The organism is Vulcanisaeta sp. JCM 16161 (assembly GCF_001316285.1).
Genome location: NZ_BBDO01000005.1, coordinates 148975 through 166312, shown reverse-complemented (window position 1 = coordinate 166312; position 17338 = coordinate 148975). Strand labels below are relative to the sequence as shown.

General features: G+C 44.4%; 17 protein-coding genes and 4 pseudogenes. 7 read left to right on the top strand and 14 right to left on the bottom strand.

Annotation, left to right across the window (positions count from 1 at the left end; all coding sequences use genetic code 11):
• Nucleotides 1–40 precede the first annotated feature (40 nt).
• Nucleotides 41–385, bottom strand: coding sequence for a hypothetical protein (locus JCM16161_RS07810; RefSeq protein ID WP_243670673.1), 345 nt, complete (start codon nucleotides 383–385; stop codon nucleotides 41–43).
• A gap of 218 nt (nucleotides 386–603) precedes the next feature.
• Here JCM16161_RS07810 and JCM16161_RS07805 point away from each other — a divergent pair, with 218 nt between their 5' ends.
• Nucleotides 604–1281, top strand: coding sequence for a DUF2848 family protein (locus JCM16161_RS07805; protein WP_054855505.1), 678 nt, complete (start codon nucleotides 604–606; stop codon nucleotides 1279–1281).
• Between the two features lie 57 nt (nucleotides 1282–1338).
• Here JCM16161_RS07805 and JCM16161_RS07800 read toward each other — a convergent pair whose 3' ends face one another.
• From JCM16161_RS07800 to JCM16161_RS16920, 5 genes are all read right to left on the bottom strand, one after another.
• Complete coding sequence (locus tag JCM16161_RS07800; protein ID WP_054855504.1) at nucleotides 1339–1683, bottom strand: hypothetical protein; 345 nt, start codon at nucleotides 1681–1683, stop codon at nucleotides 1339–1341.
• Nucleotides 1684–1724: 41 nt separating this feature from the next.
• Complete coding sequence (locus tag JCM16161_RS07795; protein WP_243670672.1) at nucleotides 1725–2528, bottom strand: hypothetical protein; 804 nt, start codon at nucleotides 2526–2528, stop codon at nucleotides 1725–1727.
• Between the two features lie 229 nt (nucleotides 2529–2757).
• Nucleotides 2758–3300: an ATP-binding protein gene (locus tag JCM16161_RS16930; protein WP_243670664.1), complete on the bottom strand. Its 543-nt coding sequence runs from the start codon at nucleotides 3298–3300 to the stop codon at nucleotides 2758–2760.
• Nucleotides 3301–3305: 5 nt separating this feature from the next.
• Nucleotides 3306–4016 carry an ATP-binding protein gene (locus tag JCM16161_RS16925; protein WP_243670654.1) on the bottom strand — a complete coding sequence of 237 codons (711 nt, stop codon included), beginning with the start codon at nucleotides 4014–4016 and terminating at the stop codon, nucleotides 3306–3308.
• Nucleotides 3985–4359, bottom strand: a complete 375-nt coding sequence (locus JCM16161_RS16920) for a hypothetical protein (protein ID WP_243670651.1) — start codon at nucleotides 4357–4359, stop codon at nucleotides 3985–3987. Before JCM16161_RS16920 ends, JCM16161_RS16925 begins: the two co-directional genes overlap by 32 nt.
• A 152-nt stretch (nucleotides 4360–4511) precedes the next feature.
• Here JCM16161_RS16920 and JCM16161_RS16915 point away from each other — a divergent pair, with 152 nt between their 5' ends.
• Together JCM16161_RS16915 and JCM16161_RS07785 are read left to right on the top strand one after the other, a co-directional pair.
• Nucleotides 4512–4715: a hypothetical protein gene (locus tag JCM16161_RS16915; RefSeq protein WP_243670649.1), complete on the top strand. Its 204-nt coding sequence runs from the start codon at nucleotides 4512–4514 to the stop codon at nucleotides 4713–4715.
• A complete protein-coding gene (locus JCM16161_RS07785; protein WP_243670641.1) occupies nucleotides 4712–5320 on the top strand; it encodes a UbiA family prenyltransferase in 609 nt (202 codons plus the stop codon). Before JCM16161_RS16915 ends, JCM16161_RS07785 begins: the two co-directional genes overlap by 4 nt.
• 36 nt (nucleotides 5321–5356) lie before the next feature.
• On the opposite strand, the gene JCM16161_RS07780 is transcribed toward JCM16161_RS07785, so the two are convergent.
• Nucleotides 5357–6526 carry an Nre family DNA repair protein gene (locus tag JCM16161_RS07780; protein ID WP_054855503.1) on the bottom strand — a complete coding sequence of 390 codons (1170 nt, stop codon included), beginning with the start codon at nucleotides 6524–6526 and terminating at the stop codon, nucleotides 5357–5359.
• 241 nt (nucleotides 6527–6767) lie between these two features.
• Between JCM16161_RS07780 and JCM16161_RS07775 the strand changes: the two are divergent.
• Nucleotides 6768–7392, top strand: a pseudogene (locus JCM16161_RS07775) (DUF981 domain-containing protein).
• Between the two features lie 124 nt (nucleotides 7393–7516).
• On the opposite strand, the pseudogene JCM16161_RS07770 reads toward JCM16161_RS07775, so the two are convergent.
• The 3 genes and pseudogenes from JCM16161_RS07770 to JCM16161_RS16905 all read right to left on the bottom strand — a co-directional run bounded on the left by JCM16161_RS07770 (nucleotide 7517) and on the right by JCM16161_RS16905 (nucleotide 10596).
• Nucleotides 7517–9378, bottom strand: a pseudogene (locus JCM16161_RS07770) (threonine--tRNA ligase).
• A 55-nt stretch (nucleotides 9379–9433) separates the two neighbouring features.
• The gene (locus tag JCM16161_RS16910; RefSeq protein WP_243670639.1) at nucleotides 9434–9964 is read right to left on the bottom strand and encodes a hypothetical protein; all 531 of its coding nucleotides are present in this window, start codon (nucleotides 9962–9964) and stop codon (nucleotides 9434–9436) included.
• Nucleotides 9937–10596, bottom strand: a complete 660-nt coding sequence (locus JCM16161_RS16905; RefSeq protein WP_243670630.1) for an NAD-dependent epimerase/dehydratase family protein — start codon at nucleotides 10594–10596, stop codon at nucleotides 9937–9939. Before JCM16161_RS16905 ends, JCM16161_RS16910 begins: the two co-directional genes overlap by 28 nt.
• 119 nt (nucleotides 10597–10715) lie before the next feature.
• On the opposite strand from JCM16161_RS16905, the pseudogene uppS reads away from it, so the two are divergent.
• A pseudogene (gene uppS, locus JCM16161_RS07760) lies at nucleotides 10716–11431 on the top strand (polyprenyl diphosphate synthase).
• Nucleotides 11432–11436: 5 nt separating this feature from the next.
• Here uppS and map read toward each other — a convergent pair.
• Nucleotides 11437–12273 carry a type II methionyl aminopeptidase gene (gene map, locus JCM16161_RS07755; protein WP_054855502.1) on the bottom strand — a complete coding sequence of 279 codons (837 nt, stop codon included), beginning with the start codon at nucleotides 12271–12273 and terminating at the stop codon, nucleotides 11437–11439.
• A 176-nt stretch (nucleotides 12274–12449) separates the two neighbouring features.
• Between map and dnaG the strand changes: the two are divergent.
• Nucleotides 12450–13822: pseudogene (gene dnaG / locus JCM16161_RS07750) on the top strand (DNA primase DnaG).
• 42 nt (nucleotides 13823–13864) lie between these two features.
• Here dnaG and JCM16161_RS07745 read toward each other — a convergent pair.
• The 3 genes from JCM16161_RS07745 to JCM16161_RS16895 form a co-directional block, all read right to left on the bottom strand.
• A complete protein-coding gene (locus tag JCM16161_RS07745) occupies nucleotides 13865–16219 on the bottom strand; it encodes a DNA polymerase II (protein ID WP_054855501.1) in 2355 nt (784 codons plus the stop codon).
• 78 nt (nucleotides 16220–16297) lie between these two features.
• Nucleotides 16298–16570: an Lrp/AsnC family transcriptional regulator gene (locus tag JCM16161_RS16900; RefSeq protein ID WP_243670622.1), complete on the bottom strand. Its 273-nt coding sequence runs from the start codon at nucleotides 16568–16570 to the stop codon at nucleotides 16298–16300.
• Nucleotides 16546–16761, bottom strand: a complete 216-nt coding sequence (locus JCM16161_RS16895; RefSeq protein ID WP_243670613.1) for a winged helix-turn-helix transcriptional regulator — start codon at nucleotides 16759–16761, stop codon at nucleotides 16546–16548. The genes JCM16161_RS16900 and JCM16161_RS16895 overlap by 25 nt, the downstream gene beginning before the upstream one ends.
• 278 nt (nucleotides 16762–17039) lie before the next feature.
• Here JCM16161_RS16895 and JCM16161_RS07735 point away from each other — a divergent pair, with 278 nt between their 5' ends.
• Nucleotides 17040–17336, top strand: coding sequence for a UPF0147 family protein (locus JCM16161_RS07735; protein WP_054855500.1), 297 nt, complete (start codon nucleotides 17040–17042; stop codon nucleotides 17334–17336).
• The last annotated feature ends 2 nt before the right edge of the window (nucleotides 17337–17338 follow it).

Here is a 17338-nt window from a genome sequence, read left to right as displayed (position 1 = left end):
ACTAAATAAAAGCATTTCTACTGGTGATTTCATTAAGCCATTAAATAATGACGCTGCCCTGTCCCCGGGGCACGCTTGGTAATGGCTGTAACTCAATGTCGGAGTTCATGAATACCCTGAAGACAAGGAGTATCTTCTCCCTATCCCTACTCATTTCATCCTTGCCCCTATACATCTTTAGTACGGTACCCCCCGAGTCCAGCACAACGCCTATGAAATTGATACCACTCACCTTACTTATTAAGTCCTTGGACGTCCTGATCCTTATTAGTGGCATTAGGGGTGAGTAGTGTATTGATATCTCAGCCTCGCCATTAACGGACTTCACGAATATTGGTATCTCAGGCTTAACGCTCTGGGCCAGGGCTGGGGGTATTGACGCCATCAGCCTATCAAGTTATTTAGCATTAGTCTAAGGTAATCAAGTGCGTCATCGGCGCTTGGTATTGTTAGCCTAATTTCCGAGACAAGGCCAACCCTGACTATTTCAGAAATCATCTCGCCAGTATTGGGTTAGGATTTTATTAGTATTTCCGTTCACCTAGGCAGAATATGGAACTAAAAATTTAATAAGGTAATTGCTTTATAAACCAGAGCTCGTCTATGCATAGACTTAATGTAACTATAGAGTTCAAGAACGGTAATGAGAGAGACATCGAAATTGCCGTTAGCGACTTAGTAATCTTTGTCTGGTCTGGGAGGACCACGGACATAATCAAGAAGGAGGTTGAGGAGTTAAGTAGGATAGGCATTAGTGGGCCTAAGAACATACCCGAAATATACATACTACAGCCGTACCTGGTAACCACGAGCAACTACATCAGGAAGGTAAGTGACCTGCATAGTGGTGAGGTTGAGTATGTATTGTTAATTAAGAATGAGGATGAGATCTACGTAACCGTCGGTAGCGACCACACGGATAGGGAGGCCGAGAGATGCAGCATACTTGCTGGTAAGCACATGTACCCAAAGATTGTCGCGAGGAGGGCATGGCCACTTAGGGAGATTGAGGATCACTGGGATGACTTGGTACTGAGGAGTTGGATACTTGAGGATGATAAGAAGACTCTATATCAGGAGGGCACCATGAAGTTCCTACTCACACCTGAAAAGCTCGTTGACCTAATACGTGAGGTTGTACCTGACCTAAAGAATGTCGTTGTCTTCTCAGGTACAATACCAACAGTAAAGGGTCAGATAAAGCCCAGTGGTTACTTCGAGATTGAGCTCTACGACCCAGTACTTAATAGGTCTATAGATCATTATTACTGGATTGAGTAGCAGTATTGAGTGATGATGCTTGCAAGGCCTGAGCAATGATGTGCTGGGCTAAGCTGATTACTTCAATTTCTCATAATTACCTATCGGTAAATCAATTGTTGATAATACACTGTAACTATCGCAACCACTAAATATATTCTTATTAAGCTCATTAATTAATGAATTAATATCGTCGAATTCATAAACAAATATCGACACGGAGAAGTTATTGGCGACCACAGAATTCAATTCCCTAACATACTTATTGAAGTCGAGTTCCCTACATTTATAAACGAGGACCCTCACCGCACCACCAAAACCAGCCCTCCTAATGACCGTATTCATGAATCCCTTAAACCTATCCAACGTGTCATTACACACATCTACAACAAGCGTTAAGCAATTCTTCTGAACCTTCCTCACGGTAATTACGTAGAGGTGAAACGCATTAATAAATGTAATCCCTAATGTGCATTTTCGATGACCCGCTCCGAAACCTCTCCCGCCAATTCATCATATATGGACCTAAACACGCCACTGCCCGGTAATTCAAAACTGTTAAGCACAACCCACGCATTAACCAGGGCCCTATACTCAAAGCTTGTTACGATTTCGTTAAATTGATCAGTCATCGGAAAGCCCGTAGCCTTAAGAAATGCGTATAGTCTCATTAAGTCGTCACTCGTGGCCTTCTTACCCCCAAAACTTATGGACCTACCACTAACATGCCTCTCACCACCACCTGGCATGACGACCTTGCCATAGGCCGCCTTAACCCTCCAGGTACTCGTGTCGGTGCTATCAATATTAATGAGCTTAAGTATTGGGTTTATCACCGGTGATCCAAGGCCGAGCACGTGAATGCACATGCCAGTTTCCCGCTTAACCCTTAGTAAGAACCTCAGTGCTGATCTCCGTGAGTCCTTGGGCACACCTCTACTTATTAATACGTATGGTACTAAGCCACCTATTGCTATGCATTTAGGGTTGAAGTCCAGGTACTTGATCACATACTTAGTAATTACGTCGGTTCTCCAATGATAATGAATTACTGGCAGGACATTATCAAACCTCTTAATTAGGTATTCATAATTACTGAGTGACCTCCTTAGCTTTAATTCTAGATCATGCTCATCATCGGTGGGGCTTGGCGGATAATCAAGATTTAGGAAATACCTAACATCCCAGTACTGGTCATAAACCCTAGCTAAATCCTCAATGTTTGGTATCTTGCCATGCCTTAGAAATTGAAAACCACCACTATCCATCCAAACCTCGCCATCATACTGTAATACGTTTTTTTATAACGTGCTCCTTCTTACCAATTCTACTCCTCATAATATCGAAGGCATTAACCATTATGGCCGGTACACGAAAATAAAGCCAGGGCTTAGGCCTCGAATTCACCGGCGTACCAAGGATTATACGCACAACAACCGATCACGAGAGTACAATAAAAGTTTTACCTGACCCTATTATACCCAAATTATACTTGAATTACACCTTAGTAATATTACCTCTCGGCGTGAGAGTTGGTGTTACTCCTCCATGCTCTGTTAATCTATCCCTAACCTTAACGGGTAACGGCATTGGCACGGCCAACCCCGTTACCAAGGCATCATCCTCATTAAGTACCCTTACCTCCCATAGGTCCTCATCAGATATGAACTCAACCACATTTCTCACGTATCTGAGGTCAACCGGGTTTATTATCCTCTTAAAGACTTGGGTCAGGCATTGGCTCAATACATCTGGGTGTACCTTAGATGGCCTTTGACTTATTATGCATAGTCCGACACCGAATTTACGGCCCTCCCTAGCAATCTTTATCAACGTTGACGTGCTTAATGATGAACCAATCGATGGCGCGTAATTATGGGCCTCCTCAACAACTATGAAGACTGGTCTATTCCTCCTCATTGCTGATAATCTAAATACATTGTTGAGTATTAGGGCCACTAGGGCCTGTTGATCTATTAGATCTAAACCACTAAGGTCTAGCACGTGTATTCCATACTCCATTAAGTCCTTAATGTCCAAGAGCCTTATTGCTCATTCCCGTAGAACTCGCCAGGCCTTGTTATGAAGAATGGCCTATTCTCAATGAGCATCTTAACCTTAGTCAGCAATGTGGATAGGGCTAATTCATTGCCGTAGCCCCTAACAATCTTACTACCGCTTTTCTCCAGGTCACTAAGGAACTCGTCTAGGCCTGTTAATTCATTATCCATGCCCATGTATTGCCAAGCCTCCTCAAGAATTCTCCTTTGAGCGTCGGTAAGTCCGTAATAATGATCCAGCAATCCCTCCATGAGCCTCAGCGATAACGACCTCGGATTAATACCAAACCTCACGTACCTCCTCTCAACACCAAACCTAGCCCTGAAATAATCATCTAAACTCGTGGTATCTACCTTACCAGGTACGTATACCCTAACGAGGCCAGCAACGTACTTAGCATCATCACTTAACGACTTGGGAACCTGCATTGCCGAGTACTCTCCGTGAGGGTCAATGATTATTACCGGTATTTCAGCCCTCAGCGTCAATTCCTCGACTATGACACCAGCCAGCCAGGACTTGCCACCGCCTGTGGCCGCTAATATTGCGCAGTGGTGCGATACTAACTTATTGGCATCCAGTTCTGCGGGTATTGATAGTGACCTAATACTGCCAATGACCAGCCTAACGCCATCATCACTCATCCTAAGCAACTTACCCAACTCACCCTCTGTTGGTAGGTATACGAAATCCATGGGTTTTGGAGGCTTTAGTGGTTTGGAGAATCGTGTACCAACTGTAACCAATGATTGATGCCCTGGCAAGCGTTGATTGCGCAATGTATTGAATGTCTATCCCGTAGTCCCTGAATGTGTTTATTACGTCCTCATTACCAAGTTGGGCAATGACCCTATCATCGACTAGGTAATTATGCCTAATGACCCTGGTCACCCTAGCAAGTATTGGTCCGTTAGCCATATTTTCATAATTGTCTAGGGTTACGAATGTACCAACGTTTACCCTATCCTCAACATTGTCAAATACCCTAAACCAAAATGCCCTGGGACTCTGCGCCTTAATTACAACACCAATCCTCACACAAGCAATGAGCACTGCCTAGGCTTTATTGTTATTAAATAAAATAAGGAGTAGGGCTGTTTCTGTTAAATTAATTGAACAGAGACTTACCAATTACTTTAACACGGATTTTGAAATAAAGTTTTTAACGCAATAATTAATCATTGCTAAATGTGGCGATTAAGGATTACGTACTTCTGATGAAGCCCAGGGTCATTTGGCTACTCATACTCGCCGCAATAGCCGGTTACGTATTCGCAGCAGCACCGAGTATAAGCATAACCTACATAGGTGAATTAGCTATTGTTGGGTTATTAAGCACGGGTGGTTCTGCCGTATTCAACATGTATTATGAGAGGGATATTGATGCCAGATGAACAGGACTAGGAATAGGCCAATACCTGCAGGTCGTGTGAGCCCAGGCAATGCGTTAATAGAGTCCCTGGTTTTATCAATCCTCAGCTTCGCCTTATCATACGTATGGCTTGGCCTATGGCCCACAATCTTCGTAGTGCTTGGCTGGCTCTTCTACGCAATAATCTATACGGTGTTCTTAAAGTGCAGAAGCTGGAGTAATATACTGATTGGTGGTGTTGCTGGTAATGCAGCGTTACTGGCTGGGTGGACTGTAGCGAGGCCCCTGGATCTCGAGGCCTTCCTACTATCCATGGCCATATACCTATGGATACCCGCGCACATATGGAGTCTCGTGATTAGGGCTAAGGATGACTACTCAAGGACCTGCATTAAGATGCTACCCCTCGAGATGAGTGAGGAAAAGGCCATGATCATGGTGGCGCTGCTCAACGTGTTCTCGAACATATACATGATATTCCTCTACATACTCATTCTCAAAAACCTCATTGGGTTAATCATACTACTCATTGCGGCGGCCTGGAGCAGTTATTACAGTGTTAAGGCCATGATTAAGCCAGTAGGGAGGTATTCTGGCAAATGTTTAAGGCGAGTTCACCCGTACTAACGGTCTTCCTAATAATCGGTATGGCACTATCACTCATTAGATAAGGAACCTAACCAGGTCACTCCTGAACTCCCTAATGAGGCGACTATGGCTAAGCCATAAACTACCCGTTAGTAATGAAGCATTCACGTAATTAATTGCTTCATTAACGTCTGAAAACCTCCTCACGTTAACCCCCATGCCATTCCTAATAGTCTCCCTTGCCTGCCAAATGCCGACAGGAACCTTGTATTCTGGTGTTACCTCCCTAATTGCTATCACCGATGCCTGCCTACCAACCCTATCGAGATACTCAAGGACACCAAGCCTAACAGCATAAAACGCACCACCTGTATCCTCTGCGTATCCCTTCATACCCCTTGTCCTCTCGTAATCCGTGAACACCCTAGGCGAGTTATCATTTCTATTCCATACTGAACCAGGCATTTTCAATTCAATAAGCTCATATCTCCAGGGACCAGGTATGAGTATTACGAAATACCTATTTCCCATGTACTCCATTTTGTGAACCTCTACCTGCCCAACCTCATTATACTCAATAATCCTGTTCCTAAGGTAATCACCAATTATTGAATCAACAGCCGTTATAGACCACCTTGTTGGTACCAACCTCCTAAATCTCCTACTGCCTAACAATCCAATCGCGAACATGCGCTGTATACGGGATACAGGTATTGAACCACGGTAAAGCTCAATAACTGCCGTCTCGGCGTCCACGTCATAGTCATTGATTAACCGCTCAACTATATTCTCGGCACTGACATTAGACGTTATCCTCAAATCCCTTAACTCACCAATATTACCAAGCGGTGCGTGATAATCATCAGCCAACGCCCTAAGCACCAATTTCCTCAACCTAACCTCAACATCAACTGAATTACGCCCAATACTTAATTCCTGAATCCTACTAATTATGGGATTATTAAGTGAATTAACTGAAGCCCTCGTCCTACTGAGTATTATCCTAGACCTTAACCTGACAATATCCCATTGGGTAAAGCCACGTTTAAACCACTCCTCCGGATTATCGAGTATTGCCGCATCATCACTCCCATCATTAACCAATGCACCAACATTAATGTATGGGTAATTCACAGAACCAACAAAATTCCCAGGTGGCGACAAACCATTAAACTCATTACCCACACTACGCCAAAGCCTAAACTCCCTCCAGAATTCAGGCGGTAATTCACTAAACCTAACCACTTAAGAATAATTAAGACCCAGGAAATTTAAATCAATTCGCCATAAATACGAAATAATTAAGAATACATATGAATAATTTTATGCTCATAAACATTCATTTACATATTATTTAATATAATATAGAATGTTGCCTTTTTAAGCATAAAAAAATAAGTGCATTAAATGCATCTATTTACTGATTTATATAATGTTGGTGATTAAAATGGCAGGCCTATTCATGGACACGCTGGACATCTGGTTAATGATTCTTGGAATAACACTGATAACCGCCGCGTATGGTGTTTTCGTGAACTTTGTTAGGAGACCTAGAATAGTCACCGATGGATCTAGGGTTGAGACTGTGGAGAGGACTCAGGGGGTCGCTGTTTGCATTAATGTGAATAATTGCTTAAGTCTCTTCTTTATTAGTGTTGGGATTTACGCACTCGCCACAGGTCTTTGGGCTACAATGACCTGGCCACTTCCAGGTCCGTATAACCTGGTCTTCTCTGACGCTTGGCCAATATTTGGCCTAGTATCACTAATGCTTGGTCTTGCTATGTATGTCGGCGCTGACCTGAGGTATTTAGCATTACCCATCGCATTATTCAGCATACCCGTCATTGTTTATGGGACCGATATATTAGTGCATGGTTAACTACGGAGCCCCTATTCGCTGGTGCCATGTATATACTGCTTGGACTTGCCATGCTAATTAGCCAGGTGCCATGCTACCTAGGGGTAATGTGGGTAGGTACGTGGGTGTCCTTGTCATGGTTTTACTAATCCTATCCGGTATCTTGGCATTCTTCATAGGCGTAAGCGCTGTATTTAAGCATACGTTAATCTGGAGTAAATGGGTCCCCTGGTATGGCGTGTCAGGCTAATGTAAACAATTCTCTATCTACTTCAAATTCAAAATTAAAGTTTATTTTTCCTCCTTATAATTACCTGGGTTGGTGAGGATAAGGGCTGCTGCCTGATCTCCGTGATGATTGGGAAGAGTGCTGACTAGGTTATTATACTTGCAGGTCTCATGCTTAGGTACTTAGGCATTGTAAGTGGTCTCCTTGGATAACCCTTAATCTCCTCCTCAACCCTGCCAATAAGCTCATCAATACCCAACTCGATGGGTTTCTGAGCACCCCTGACCCTAACGCTTAATCTACCGGTCTTAACCTCCCTATCACCAATAACCACGATGTAAGGCACCCAGAAGGTCTCAGCATCCCTAACCCTCTTGGCAAGCGTCTCGTCAAACCTATCATCAATGTCCACCCTAATCATCCTATCCTCGAGTCTTGAGGCTATTTCATTAGCGAAGGCCAGGTGCTCCTTACTAATTGGTATCACCCTAACCTGTATTGGCGAGACCCACGTTGGTAGCTTCGGAACCTCGCCCCTTGACTCCGCGATTGCCGCAGTATCCAGTAGTGCGTATATGTACCTCTCAACACTGCCTATTATGGCTGTGTGTATAATCACTGGGTACCTAACTTCGCCATTCTCATCCCTATACTTAATACCAAACCTCTGGGCATTACCAACGTCGAACTGGAACGTGGCTATCTCCCTAGGTCTCCTCAACTCATCAACTATGTGAAATTCCACATTAAGGACCCAGTAGTACTTCTGCTCCGGCATTACCCTGACAAGTATTGGCTTACCCTCACGCTTGGCCAACTCAATTAGGTAGTCCCTGTGTTCGTCGTAGAACTGCTTAGTTACGTTGTACAGGCTCACGTAATCCCTACCCAACCTCCTAATCTCCCTAAATATAATTTCGTGAAGTTTCAGGGCAACCTCCATGGCATTCTTGAGATCCCTTGTGAATATGTGAAGGTCGGGCATGTAGAACCTCCTCAGCCTGAAGCATAGCACCGTTTCGCCAGGTTGCTCATACCTATAGCTATCGGCCACCTCAAGCATTCCAATCGGTATATCCCTATAGCTCAGCACCCAGTCCTTAATCATTGCGAATTGCTGGAAGCAGGCTGCATACCTCATTATTAACTCGTCCTTGTCACCTTCGATCGTGTACATCCTCTCATTGAATAATCTGGCATGCTCATCAATAGCCCTCTCACTACGCCTAAACATGTTGGTGCCCCTAATCTTAAACACGGGTATGCCGAGCTCATTAGCCAGCTTCCATGCATAGTCCTCAACGAGCTCCATCATTAATGTAGCCGCTGGTCCATACCTCATGTGACCCACGTCACTCATGGGCTCCCACTCAAAGCCGAATTTACGGCAGTAATCAATGTACCTAGCTCCCTACCACCCTCAAGCTCTCTCTTCAAGACCTCCTTCTCAACCAATGCCTTTAGGTCATCCTCATTGGGCTTGAATGGGTATTTTGTCGCATCATACTCCTCACCACTCGGCGTTAATATCACGTAGTAATCCCTACTAACCACCTGCTGTTGGGTTACCTGGCACTAACCATGCCTGGACTAAGGGACTTACTTAACTCTGACAGTGGATGTCCATAGCACTTAATATCAAACGCCTTATAATAACCAAAGGGCGCCCTTGACACGGGGACTGGCGACTTCTCCCTCAGCTTGTCATAAACCGCTAGTAACACACTCAATGCCTTACCAGGCTTGGCTAGGTTGGGACTTAAGTGAGCGTATGTAGAGAACTATTTGCGAGGCCTTAACCTTATTGAGTACGTCCAGTATTTCATCAGCCACGTAATTCACGTAATTGGGATCCTCAGTATCGCTCTCCTCAACACTCATGAAGACCACCAACGCGTTTTTAGCGGAGCCCCTCTCAAGCTCTGGCGTTAGTGGCTCCGGGTTTTCAACAGCCTTATCCCTAACCTGGTATGAGAAGTCCTCTGCATGTATGAATAATAATCTCATCAATCTACGGCAGAAATAACTAATATTAATTTATTTAGTTACTTAGGCATTGAATTCATCTCCACCTTATCCTCGGTTTAAACAATGCCTCAATCCTCCTAATCCTATCGGCGTATGGCTTGAGATCCTTAAGTATTGTGGCTATTTCATCCTCCATAACCCTAGTAAGCCTGTAAATACCCAGCTTAGGTAGCACCTTCTTCTCCGGCTCATAAAGGAGATCCTCCTCAGGCTCAACCCTCGGGTTTGGCAGGTGCTCTATCTCAGGCTCATAACCAAGCACCTGCTTGGCAGCTCTCCTAACTAAATCAGCCATCTCATTCAGAGTCTTTATCTCCCTATAGTGATGGACCGTCCTAAACTCACCAGGTTCTGGCGGGTTCTCTATTAATGCGGCTAATGCGGTTATTGTATCCTCAAGTGACGTAAAGCCCTTCTTCTGTAAGCCACTGCCGTATATCGTTAATGGGTGGTTAACCACGGCCTCGGCGCAGAACCTATTAATCACGGTACCCCATACATCATCAACATCGAATCTCGTGAATAACTCCTCAGAAACTATGTCCGTGGTCCTAGTCCCATACACAGGCCCTGGTGAAAATCCGTTATTGTTAACCCCCACAGCCTATTTGCGTAGAGGAGCATGTATGAGTCGAATACCTTACTCCAGTGATACCATGAGCCGGCCCACCTAGGTACGACAATCCTATCTCTAACCCCCTGAATGACAGCATCGATAAAGGCATCCTCAGGTATCCTAAAGGCTGGGTAACCATACTCACCCAGGGTACCCATCTTCAGTATGTGTATATCCCTCCTAACCTCCCTGACAGCATACACCACGTTTAGTGTTGATGTCAGGTTATTAATGATCGTGTACTTGGCATGATCAACATCAATCATTGAGTACGGCGCTGACCTCTGCTCGGCAAAGTGAACTATGGTGTCGGGCTTATACCTATCAATAACCTTCCTCATAAGATCGTAATTAGTTACATCACCCTCAATAAACTCAATTCTAGCACCGAAGACCTCCTCAACGGCCCTAATTCTATCCTGCATTGGGAGTATTGGTAATGCAGAGTCAGAGCCAACCTCAGTCACAGCCTTCCTCGTGTAGAAGTTATCAATGCCAATAACCTCGTGACCCCTCCTGACGAGCCTTAACGCCAACGCCCAGCCTAGGTATCCATCAATACCGAGTATTAACACCCTCATTACACAGTCATTCTCAGGACTAATGCTTTAAGTTAAATGTATTACTCAGTGATTAAGACCATAGATTAGGTAGTGCATAACTTTAAAAGGGTAAATATGCCCTCAAGAATGCAAATAGAATGCCAGCCACAGTGCCGGTGCATATTGGCGTTATACCAGATGGAAATAGGAGGTGGGCTAGGAAGGTTGGAATATCGATAACGGAGGCATATAGGATCGGGTCAGACAAGGTTGAGGAATTCCTAGACTGGTCACTGGATTTTGGAATAAGGATCGTAACCGTATACGTACTATCCACCGAGAACTTCCTTAGAAGATCCAAGTTGGAGTTGGACCTATTGTATAGATTATTAAAAGAAAAGTTGATTAAGGTTAGAAAAGATGATAGAATCCATAGAAATAGGGTTAGGGTTAAGGTCATTGGTAGGACCTGGCTTCTTCCCGAGGATGTTCGTAGAGAAATTGAACTTACCGAGGAAGCTACGGCAGATTACTCCGATCATTACCTAACCTAGCAGTGGTTTATGGCGGTAGGCAGGAGATAATTGATGCTGTTAGGAGAATACTCATTGATTACAATAGTGGTAGGCTAAACATTAGTGACCTTAACGAGGATGTAATGTTTAAGTACCTATACGTTGGTGACGAGCCATACCCAGAACCTGACTTAATAATTAGGACCGGTGGGGAGCATAGGATAAGTAATTTCCTGCTCTATGAGACTGCATATTCCGAGTTATACATTCTGAATAAGTATTGGCCGGAAATAACAAAGGAAGACCTTAAGCAGGCACTTGATGATTACGCAAGGAGAGAAAGAAGATTTGGTAGGTAACCTCCTCACTTCAGTAGTGAGAGGACGTTCACGACCGGGATGGCCCCATCCCTAGTTATTATGAATGTATCCTCAACCTGGGCCACCAAGCCCTTACCATGTTCGATCAATACCGGGTAACCGTAAATGTAATCCTTCATGAACAACTCACTTATTACATTACCAACTCCCTCGCCAAATCTCGGGACAAGCCATCTGGGGGTGAATGGTAATGGACCAATTTCACTGCTTATGTATGATAATAAGTCGTAATGAGGATCCTTAGGGCTTGGATTCTTGAATAAGTGATATATCGTGACTTGCGGCCCATCATCTACGTAACCAGCGCCATTCGTAGAGAACGGCTCAACGGCATATACCTCACCCTCAACTATTTTCTGCCTGTCACCATTATCATAATTAGGGATTGACTTACCAGCATGAAGCACGTACCTCCTTATTAAATGACCACTTAAGTTCTTAATCGGCTTAAACCCAAAGGACCTTATGGCCCTCTCTATCTGGGCACCAATTGATGTTAATGTGGCTCCAGGTCTCATGCTTAATTGCGCCGCCTCCAGCGCCTTCATCGATGCCTTAATTAATTGATTGTACATCTGATTAAACGTGACCGTGACCGCGGTATCCACTATATAACCATCAATGTGGGCGCCAAGGTCTATCTTCACTACGGCGCCCTTTGGTATCACCGACTTATCGCCTATCGTGGCTGTGTAATGGGCGGCAACCTCATTAATACTTATGTTTACAGGAAACGCGGGCTTCGCACCACTCTGTCTAATCCTATTCTCAACCTTCTCACATAGCTCAAGTATTGGCATTCCTGGCTCCACGATAGACATTGCGTAATTAAGGGCGTCCCTTGCAATGCGCCGAGTCTTTCATAAATTTTCAGTAAGTCCGTGGACACGTAGTATGCCGCACTGATTCCCTTTAAATAGCCTTGCCCTGTTAGTAATCGGCTTTGTCAAGAGAAACTATTTTAATCTGCTTTAGTCATGAAGTACTTGGTGTCGTAATGGGAGCCTTAACCATAGTGGCTAAGTATTTGATAATCGCGAATGTGGAGGTTCAGGGAACAGTGGAGAAGTATGACATAATAGGCGCACTATTCAGTCAAACGGAGGGCCTACTGGGTAATGAACTTGACCTGAGGGAACTTCAAATGAGTGGTAGGATTGGCAGAATAGAGGTTGAGACTGAGTATAAGGGTGATAAGACCGTTGGTAAGGTCTATATACCATCAAATCTCGATAGGTATGAGACCGCCCTCGTGGCTGCGATGATAGAGACCGTGGATAAAGTGGGGCCTTACAACGCGAGGGTCCAGGTAGTTGAAATTAAGGACCTGAGGGAGGAGAAGAGGAAGAAAATCTTTGATAGAGCAAGGGAGTTGCTTAAGCTTGTTGAGCATGAGGCTTTGCCTGACACTAAGGAGTTAATTACGAAATTCATGGAGAGCATTAGGGAGACCGAGGTCATTGAATATGGACCGGAGAAACTACCTGCGGGGCCTGAGGTTGATACGGCGGACACCGTGATAATCGTTGAGGGTAGGGCCGACGTGCTAAACCTGGTTAAGCATGGGTTTAAGAACGTGATAGGCCTTGGTGGTTCAAGTGGTGGTGTTCCTAAGACGGTTATTGAGCTAAGCAAGAAGAAGACAACAATAGCGTTTGTTGACGGTGATAGAGGCGGCGAGATGCTACTTAAGGAGTTACTCAAGTATGCAGATATTGATTACATAGCCAGGCACCGCCGGGTAAGGAGGTTGAACAATTAACGGCTAAGGAGATAACGAAGGCCCTCAGGAATAAGATACCGGCTGAGGAGTACCTGGCAAGCCTTGAGAAGAGGGAGAGGAAGATGATTGAGGAGGCAAGGCAGGCGCAGGCCCAGCAGGAGATACCGCAGGCACAGGCCATAGAAGTTCCAATACAGGAACAGCCACAGCAGGTAGAGAAGGTTCAAGTAACGCCACAGCCACAACCAGCACAATCAACGCCGCTGACGGCACAATCACAGGCAACACCACAGCAGGTACCCCAGCCTCAGCAACTAAGTCCTGAATTCCCACAATTACCTCCAAACGTTATTGATGAGATGAAGAAGCTTGGGGGAACCCTAGAGGCAATAATATATGATGATCATTGGACTGAGGTAAAGAGAATACCCGTGAGGGACCTCGTTGACACACTACAGCAGTTACCCAATGCATATGCCGTAGTGTTTGATGGAGTTTGCACACAACGCCTTGTGGACGTAGCATCAAGTAAGGGAGTCAAGCTATTAATAATGTCGAGAGTAGGTAATATAACGAAGGTACCCACTGACATGCTAATAATGACTATTGACGAGTACCTAAGTAAGGTTAGTGCAGGGACGAAGTAATTTAATTAGGATTAAAAATTGGTGCGATGATGATTTTTAATTTTATGAGAAGTAATCAAGTATTGATTTACCTGCCTTACCCTCCATAAGCTGTGACTCCTTAATTCCCAAGACCTCGAGTATCCTCATTGCGGCAGGGACTATTTGCTTCTCGACATAGTAATCAGTATCAATCTCCCTAATATCCTTAACAAGTATGTATGGCTTAACCTTATAAGCTAACTTAGCACCACCGCCCTTAACAACCACGTAACCAATCATGTCACCCTTACCAACCTTATAACCAGCCTCCACCAACTGCTTAGCCGCAGCAACATGAGGCGTTAAAACCTTATACTCGTTTAATGACTTGTCAAGAGTCTTCCAAATAATTACATCATCAATATCAAATTGATAGGCCTTGACCTTATCAATCACGGACTTCACGTAGGAAACAGCCTTACTAACATCACCCGTCGTCAGCACTATCTCGGCGACATTCTCCTGAACATCCTTAGCGATTTCAGCCCAATCACCCCTAACAGCCTCAAAACCTACAATATCCACCTCACCATCGACCGTCAGGCCAACATACCTCTTCTTAGCCTCCGTGAACAAAACCCTCCTATATACCTTATCAACCTTAACCTCAAAACCAAGCTCATTATTTATATAATTAATCAGCGCATCAACCTTATCACTAATGTTCTTAACGAATAGGCTATCAGTATCACCATAAATGATTGGTAGGCCCAGAGACCTGGCCTTCTCAATAACGGTCTTGAGCAGGTTCCTGCCCCATGCCGTGACGGCCTCAGCCACTTCACGCCTATACCACCTGGCCCCCAACCAACCGCAGTACCCATACATGGCGTTAGCCATGACCTTAAGCGCCCTCTGCCTCTCATTAAGTAAGACCCACTCAGGGCTATTCTCAGGGTATTTCTTCATTAAATCCCTCACCCTGCGCCTACTCTCAACAAGAACCCTAAGTAGGCCAGGGTATAGCCCCTCAGGCGATTTCTTAAACCTATAGTTAACCTCTGGCGCGACGTAGCAGTCCTTACAATCACCAAGTACCAATGTGTCTGGCGATACATTGTACTTCATCATAATGCTTGGGTACATGCTCGAGAAGTCTATTACGGCTATATCCTCATGAAGGCCGGGCCTGGGCTCAAGCACGACCGCGCCCTTATATGTCTCGTAAGGTCTCTCCTCACGGTTGGGCGCCAGCTCGCCCCTCTTAACGGCTTCGTAAAATATCATCCACTCAACCCTAGCACCCACACTCGCCGCGCCGACCTGATCAAGTGGAAGCCCTGATATCGAGGACAACTGAATTGCAAATGGGAGTAGCTTCTCCGCCAATCCATAAGTACTAACTACGTCATCCCTGGCATACTTAAGAAGTAATTCACGCTTATTCCTATCATCCCAATACTCATGTATCCTATGGCCAGGTATTAAGACACGCTCACTCCTCTTCATTATCCCGAAGAACTCGGCAGCCCTATCAAGGCTCTTCACCTTTATCTCATTAATCTCTTCAATGAAGTTGTAGAGGTCGACATTCGCCCTACCAATTATTGACCAGTGACCATACACACTAGGCTCGGGTGGATTACCCATCCTAGATAGGGCTAATCGAACACCCACTCTTGATGACCTATTAACTAGGTAAGGCCAATCAAAGCCATTATTATTATAGCCAACCACGATGTCAGGATCGTACTTCTTAAAGTAATCTAGGAACTCCCTAATTACCTTAGCATCATTCCTATTATCATCAGCCACAAACATCTTAACGCCATCCTCCTTCGTCATTGTTGATATTATTATTACGGGGTCCCTATCAGGGTTAGGCATGCCCCTTGGATTATAAACCTCGATGTCAAAAGCGAGAACCTTGAAATTAGGTAGCTTGTGTTCCTCAATCATCCTAGGCCTTGTCTTAGCAAGGCATACCAGGTCAACCTGGTAATTACCCTTAACCTCCTCGCATTGGTCAATAACAACCCAATTACTTGGCTTAACGCCCATATCCAGTAGGTATCTCTGTGAGAATCTAATGTCGGCCTCAAGCACATCCTCAACACCAGGAACCTCGGCAGCGAGTTCCCTAAGTTCCCTAACCTTCTCGGGTATTGTTGCAGTCACCTTAATTGCATCAATTTCACTACCAAACAACCTACGCTTAACAACCTCCACATTCAATACCTTACCCTCCAACCTTTTCTTAACGTTATTAAACACGGCATTAACATCACCCGAGGGTATTACGTAGAAGTATGGTCGAAACGACCTATCTAAAACGAGAACCCTCTTACCATCGTCAGTAATACCAAATAACCTTAACTCCGGCGTACTACCTACGACGCCGTAGGTAATATCCAGCAACCAAAATGTCAGATCCATTACTAAGCAGTTGGAGAACAAATATGTTAAGCTTACTCTTCCTGACTTTTTAATAAATAGCCTTAGTCAATATCGCCCCTAAATCGGTAACCTTGGATCCTCCTTGATGACCTTAGCGACTATTAACGTTGATGTCCTCTCAACTTCCTCCATGTTCATTATCTGCTCAAGGATCCTGAGAATCTCATCCTTACCACTAGCCCTGACCTGAAGCACAAAGTCCCACTCACCAAATATGTAGTAAACCGTTGTTACACCACCAATACTCGCCAGCTTCTGACCAACCTTCTCGTGGTAACCAGGGCCATACTTAGCCTTAACGAGTATCACGGCCACGTAATCCTTACCCATCTTCTCAGGCTTAACTTAGCATGGCAGCCAAGTATTATGCCGAGCCTCTCAAGCTTCTTAATCCTATAGTAAACCGTTGATTTTGAAATCTTTAACTTATTAGCCATTTCATCAAGGGTTATCCTGCAATCATCCTGCAACATCTTTAAAATCTCAATATCAGTCTGGTCTATCTCCTCGGTTATCGACATCAATGAAGTACCCACTGAACTCATTTAAAAAAACATTCGCTTGTTATAAAAATATTCATACCGCACCTAATCACTTTACATAATTATCTTCCTCACGCACCTATTCAAAAACCAATTAATCATTATGATGTTCATAAAGACATAAATAATTCATGCATGCTTAATCCCTGAAAAAAATATGAATATCATGGGGTATTCAATGAATTAAGCAAAGAAAATGTTTTTATATTGGCTATCAACGATTGTTCAGCAAAGAGAACCCTTCTCGGTGATGCGTCATGTCAAGCAGGCAAACACCTGGATTGAGTAAGGATGAGACGGATGAGAGAATAAAGCAGGCGCTGTATTACCTGACGAGGGTTGTTCAGGACATGGGTATTCCCAGGAATATTAGGAGGGCAGCCAGCGAGGCTGTTAGGGTTTTAATGGATCCAAACATGAGCCCAGGTCTTAAGGCATCAACCGTCATAAGTATACTTGATGAGGCATTGGCAGACCCAAACATGCCACTTTTTAGCAGGGTTATCTTCTGGCAGGTTATTTCACTACTTGAGCAAATTAAGGACTCCGTATAATT

Coding starts and splice junctions, on each gene's coding strand:
- JCM16161_RS07810 (WP_243670673.1), bottom strand. CDS start 385: ATGGCGTCAATACCCCCAGCCCTGGCCCAGAGCGTTAAGCCTGAGATA.
- JCM16161_RS07805 (WP_054855505.1), top strand. CDS start 604: ATGCATAGACTTAATGTAACTATAGAGTTCAAGAACGGTAATGAGAGA.
- JCM16161_RS07795 (WP_243670672.1), bottom strand. CDS start 2,528: ATGGATAGTGGTGGTTTTCAATTTCTAAGGCATGGCAAGATACCAAAC.
- JCM16161_RS16925 (WP_243670654.1), bottom strand. CDS start 4,016: ATGGATTTCGTATACCTACCAACAGAGGGTGAGTTGGGTAAGTTGCTT.
- JCM16161_RS07785 (WP_243670641.1), top strand. CDS start 4,712: ATGAACAGGACTAGGAATAGGCCAATACCTGCAGGTCGTGTGAGCCCA.
- JCM16161_RS16905 (WP_243670630.1), bottom strand. CDS start 10,596: ATGAGGGTGTTAATACTCGGTATTGATGGATACCTAGGCTGGGCGTTG.
- map (WP_054855502.1), bottom strand. CDS start 12,273: ATGTCTATCGTGGAGCCAGGAATGCCAATACTTGAGCTATGTGAGAAG.
- JCM16161_RS07745 (WP_054855501.1), bottom strand. CDS start 16,219: ATGGATCTGACATTTTGGTTGCTGGATATTACCTACGGCGTCGTAGGT.
- JCM16161_RS16900 (WP_243670622.1), bottom strand. CDS start 16,570: ATGGGTAAGGATTACGTGGCCGTGATACTCGTTAAGGCTAAGTATGGC.
- JCM16161_RS16895 (WP_243670613.1), bottom strand. CDS start 16,761: ATGTCGATAACCGAGGAGATAGACCAGACTGATATTGAGATTTTAAAG.
- JCM16161_RS07735 (WP_054855500.1), top strand. CDS start 17,040: ATGTCAAGCAGGCAAACACCTGGATTGAGTAAGGATGAGACGGATGAG.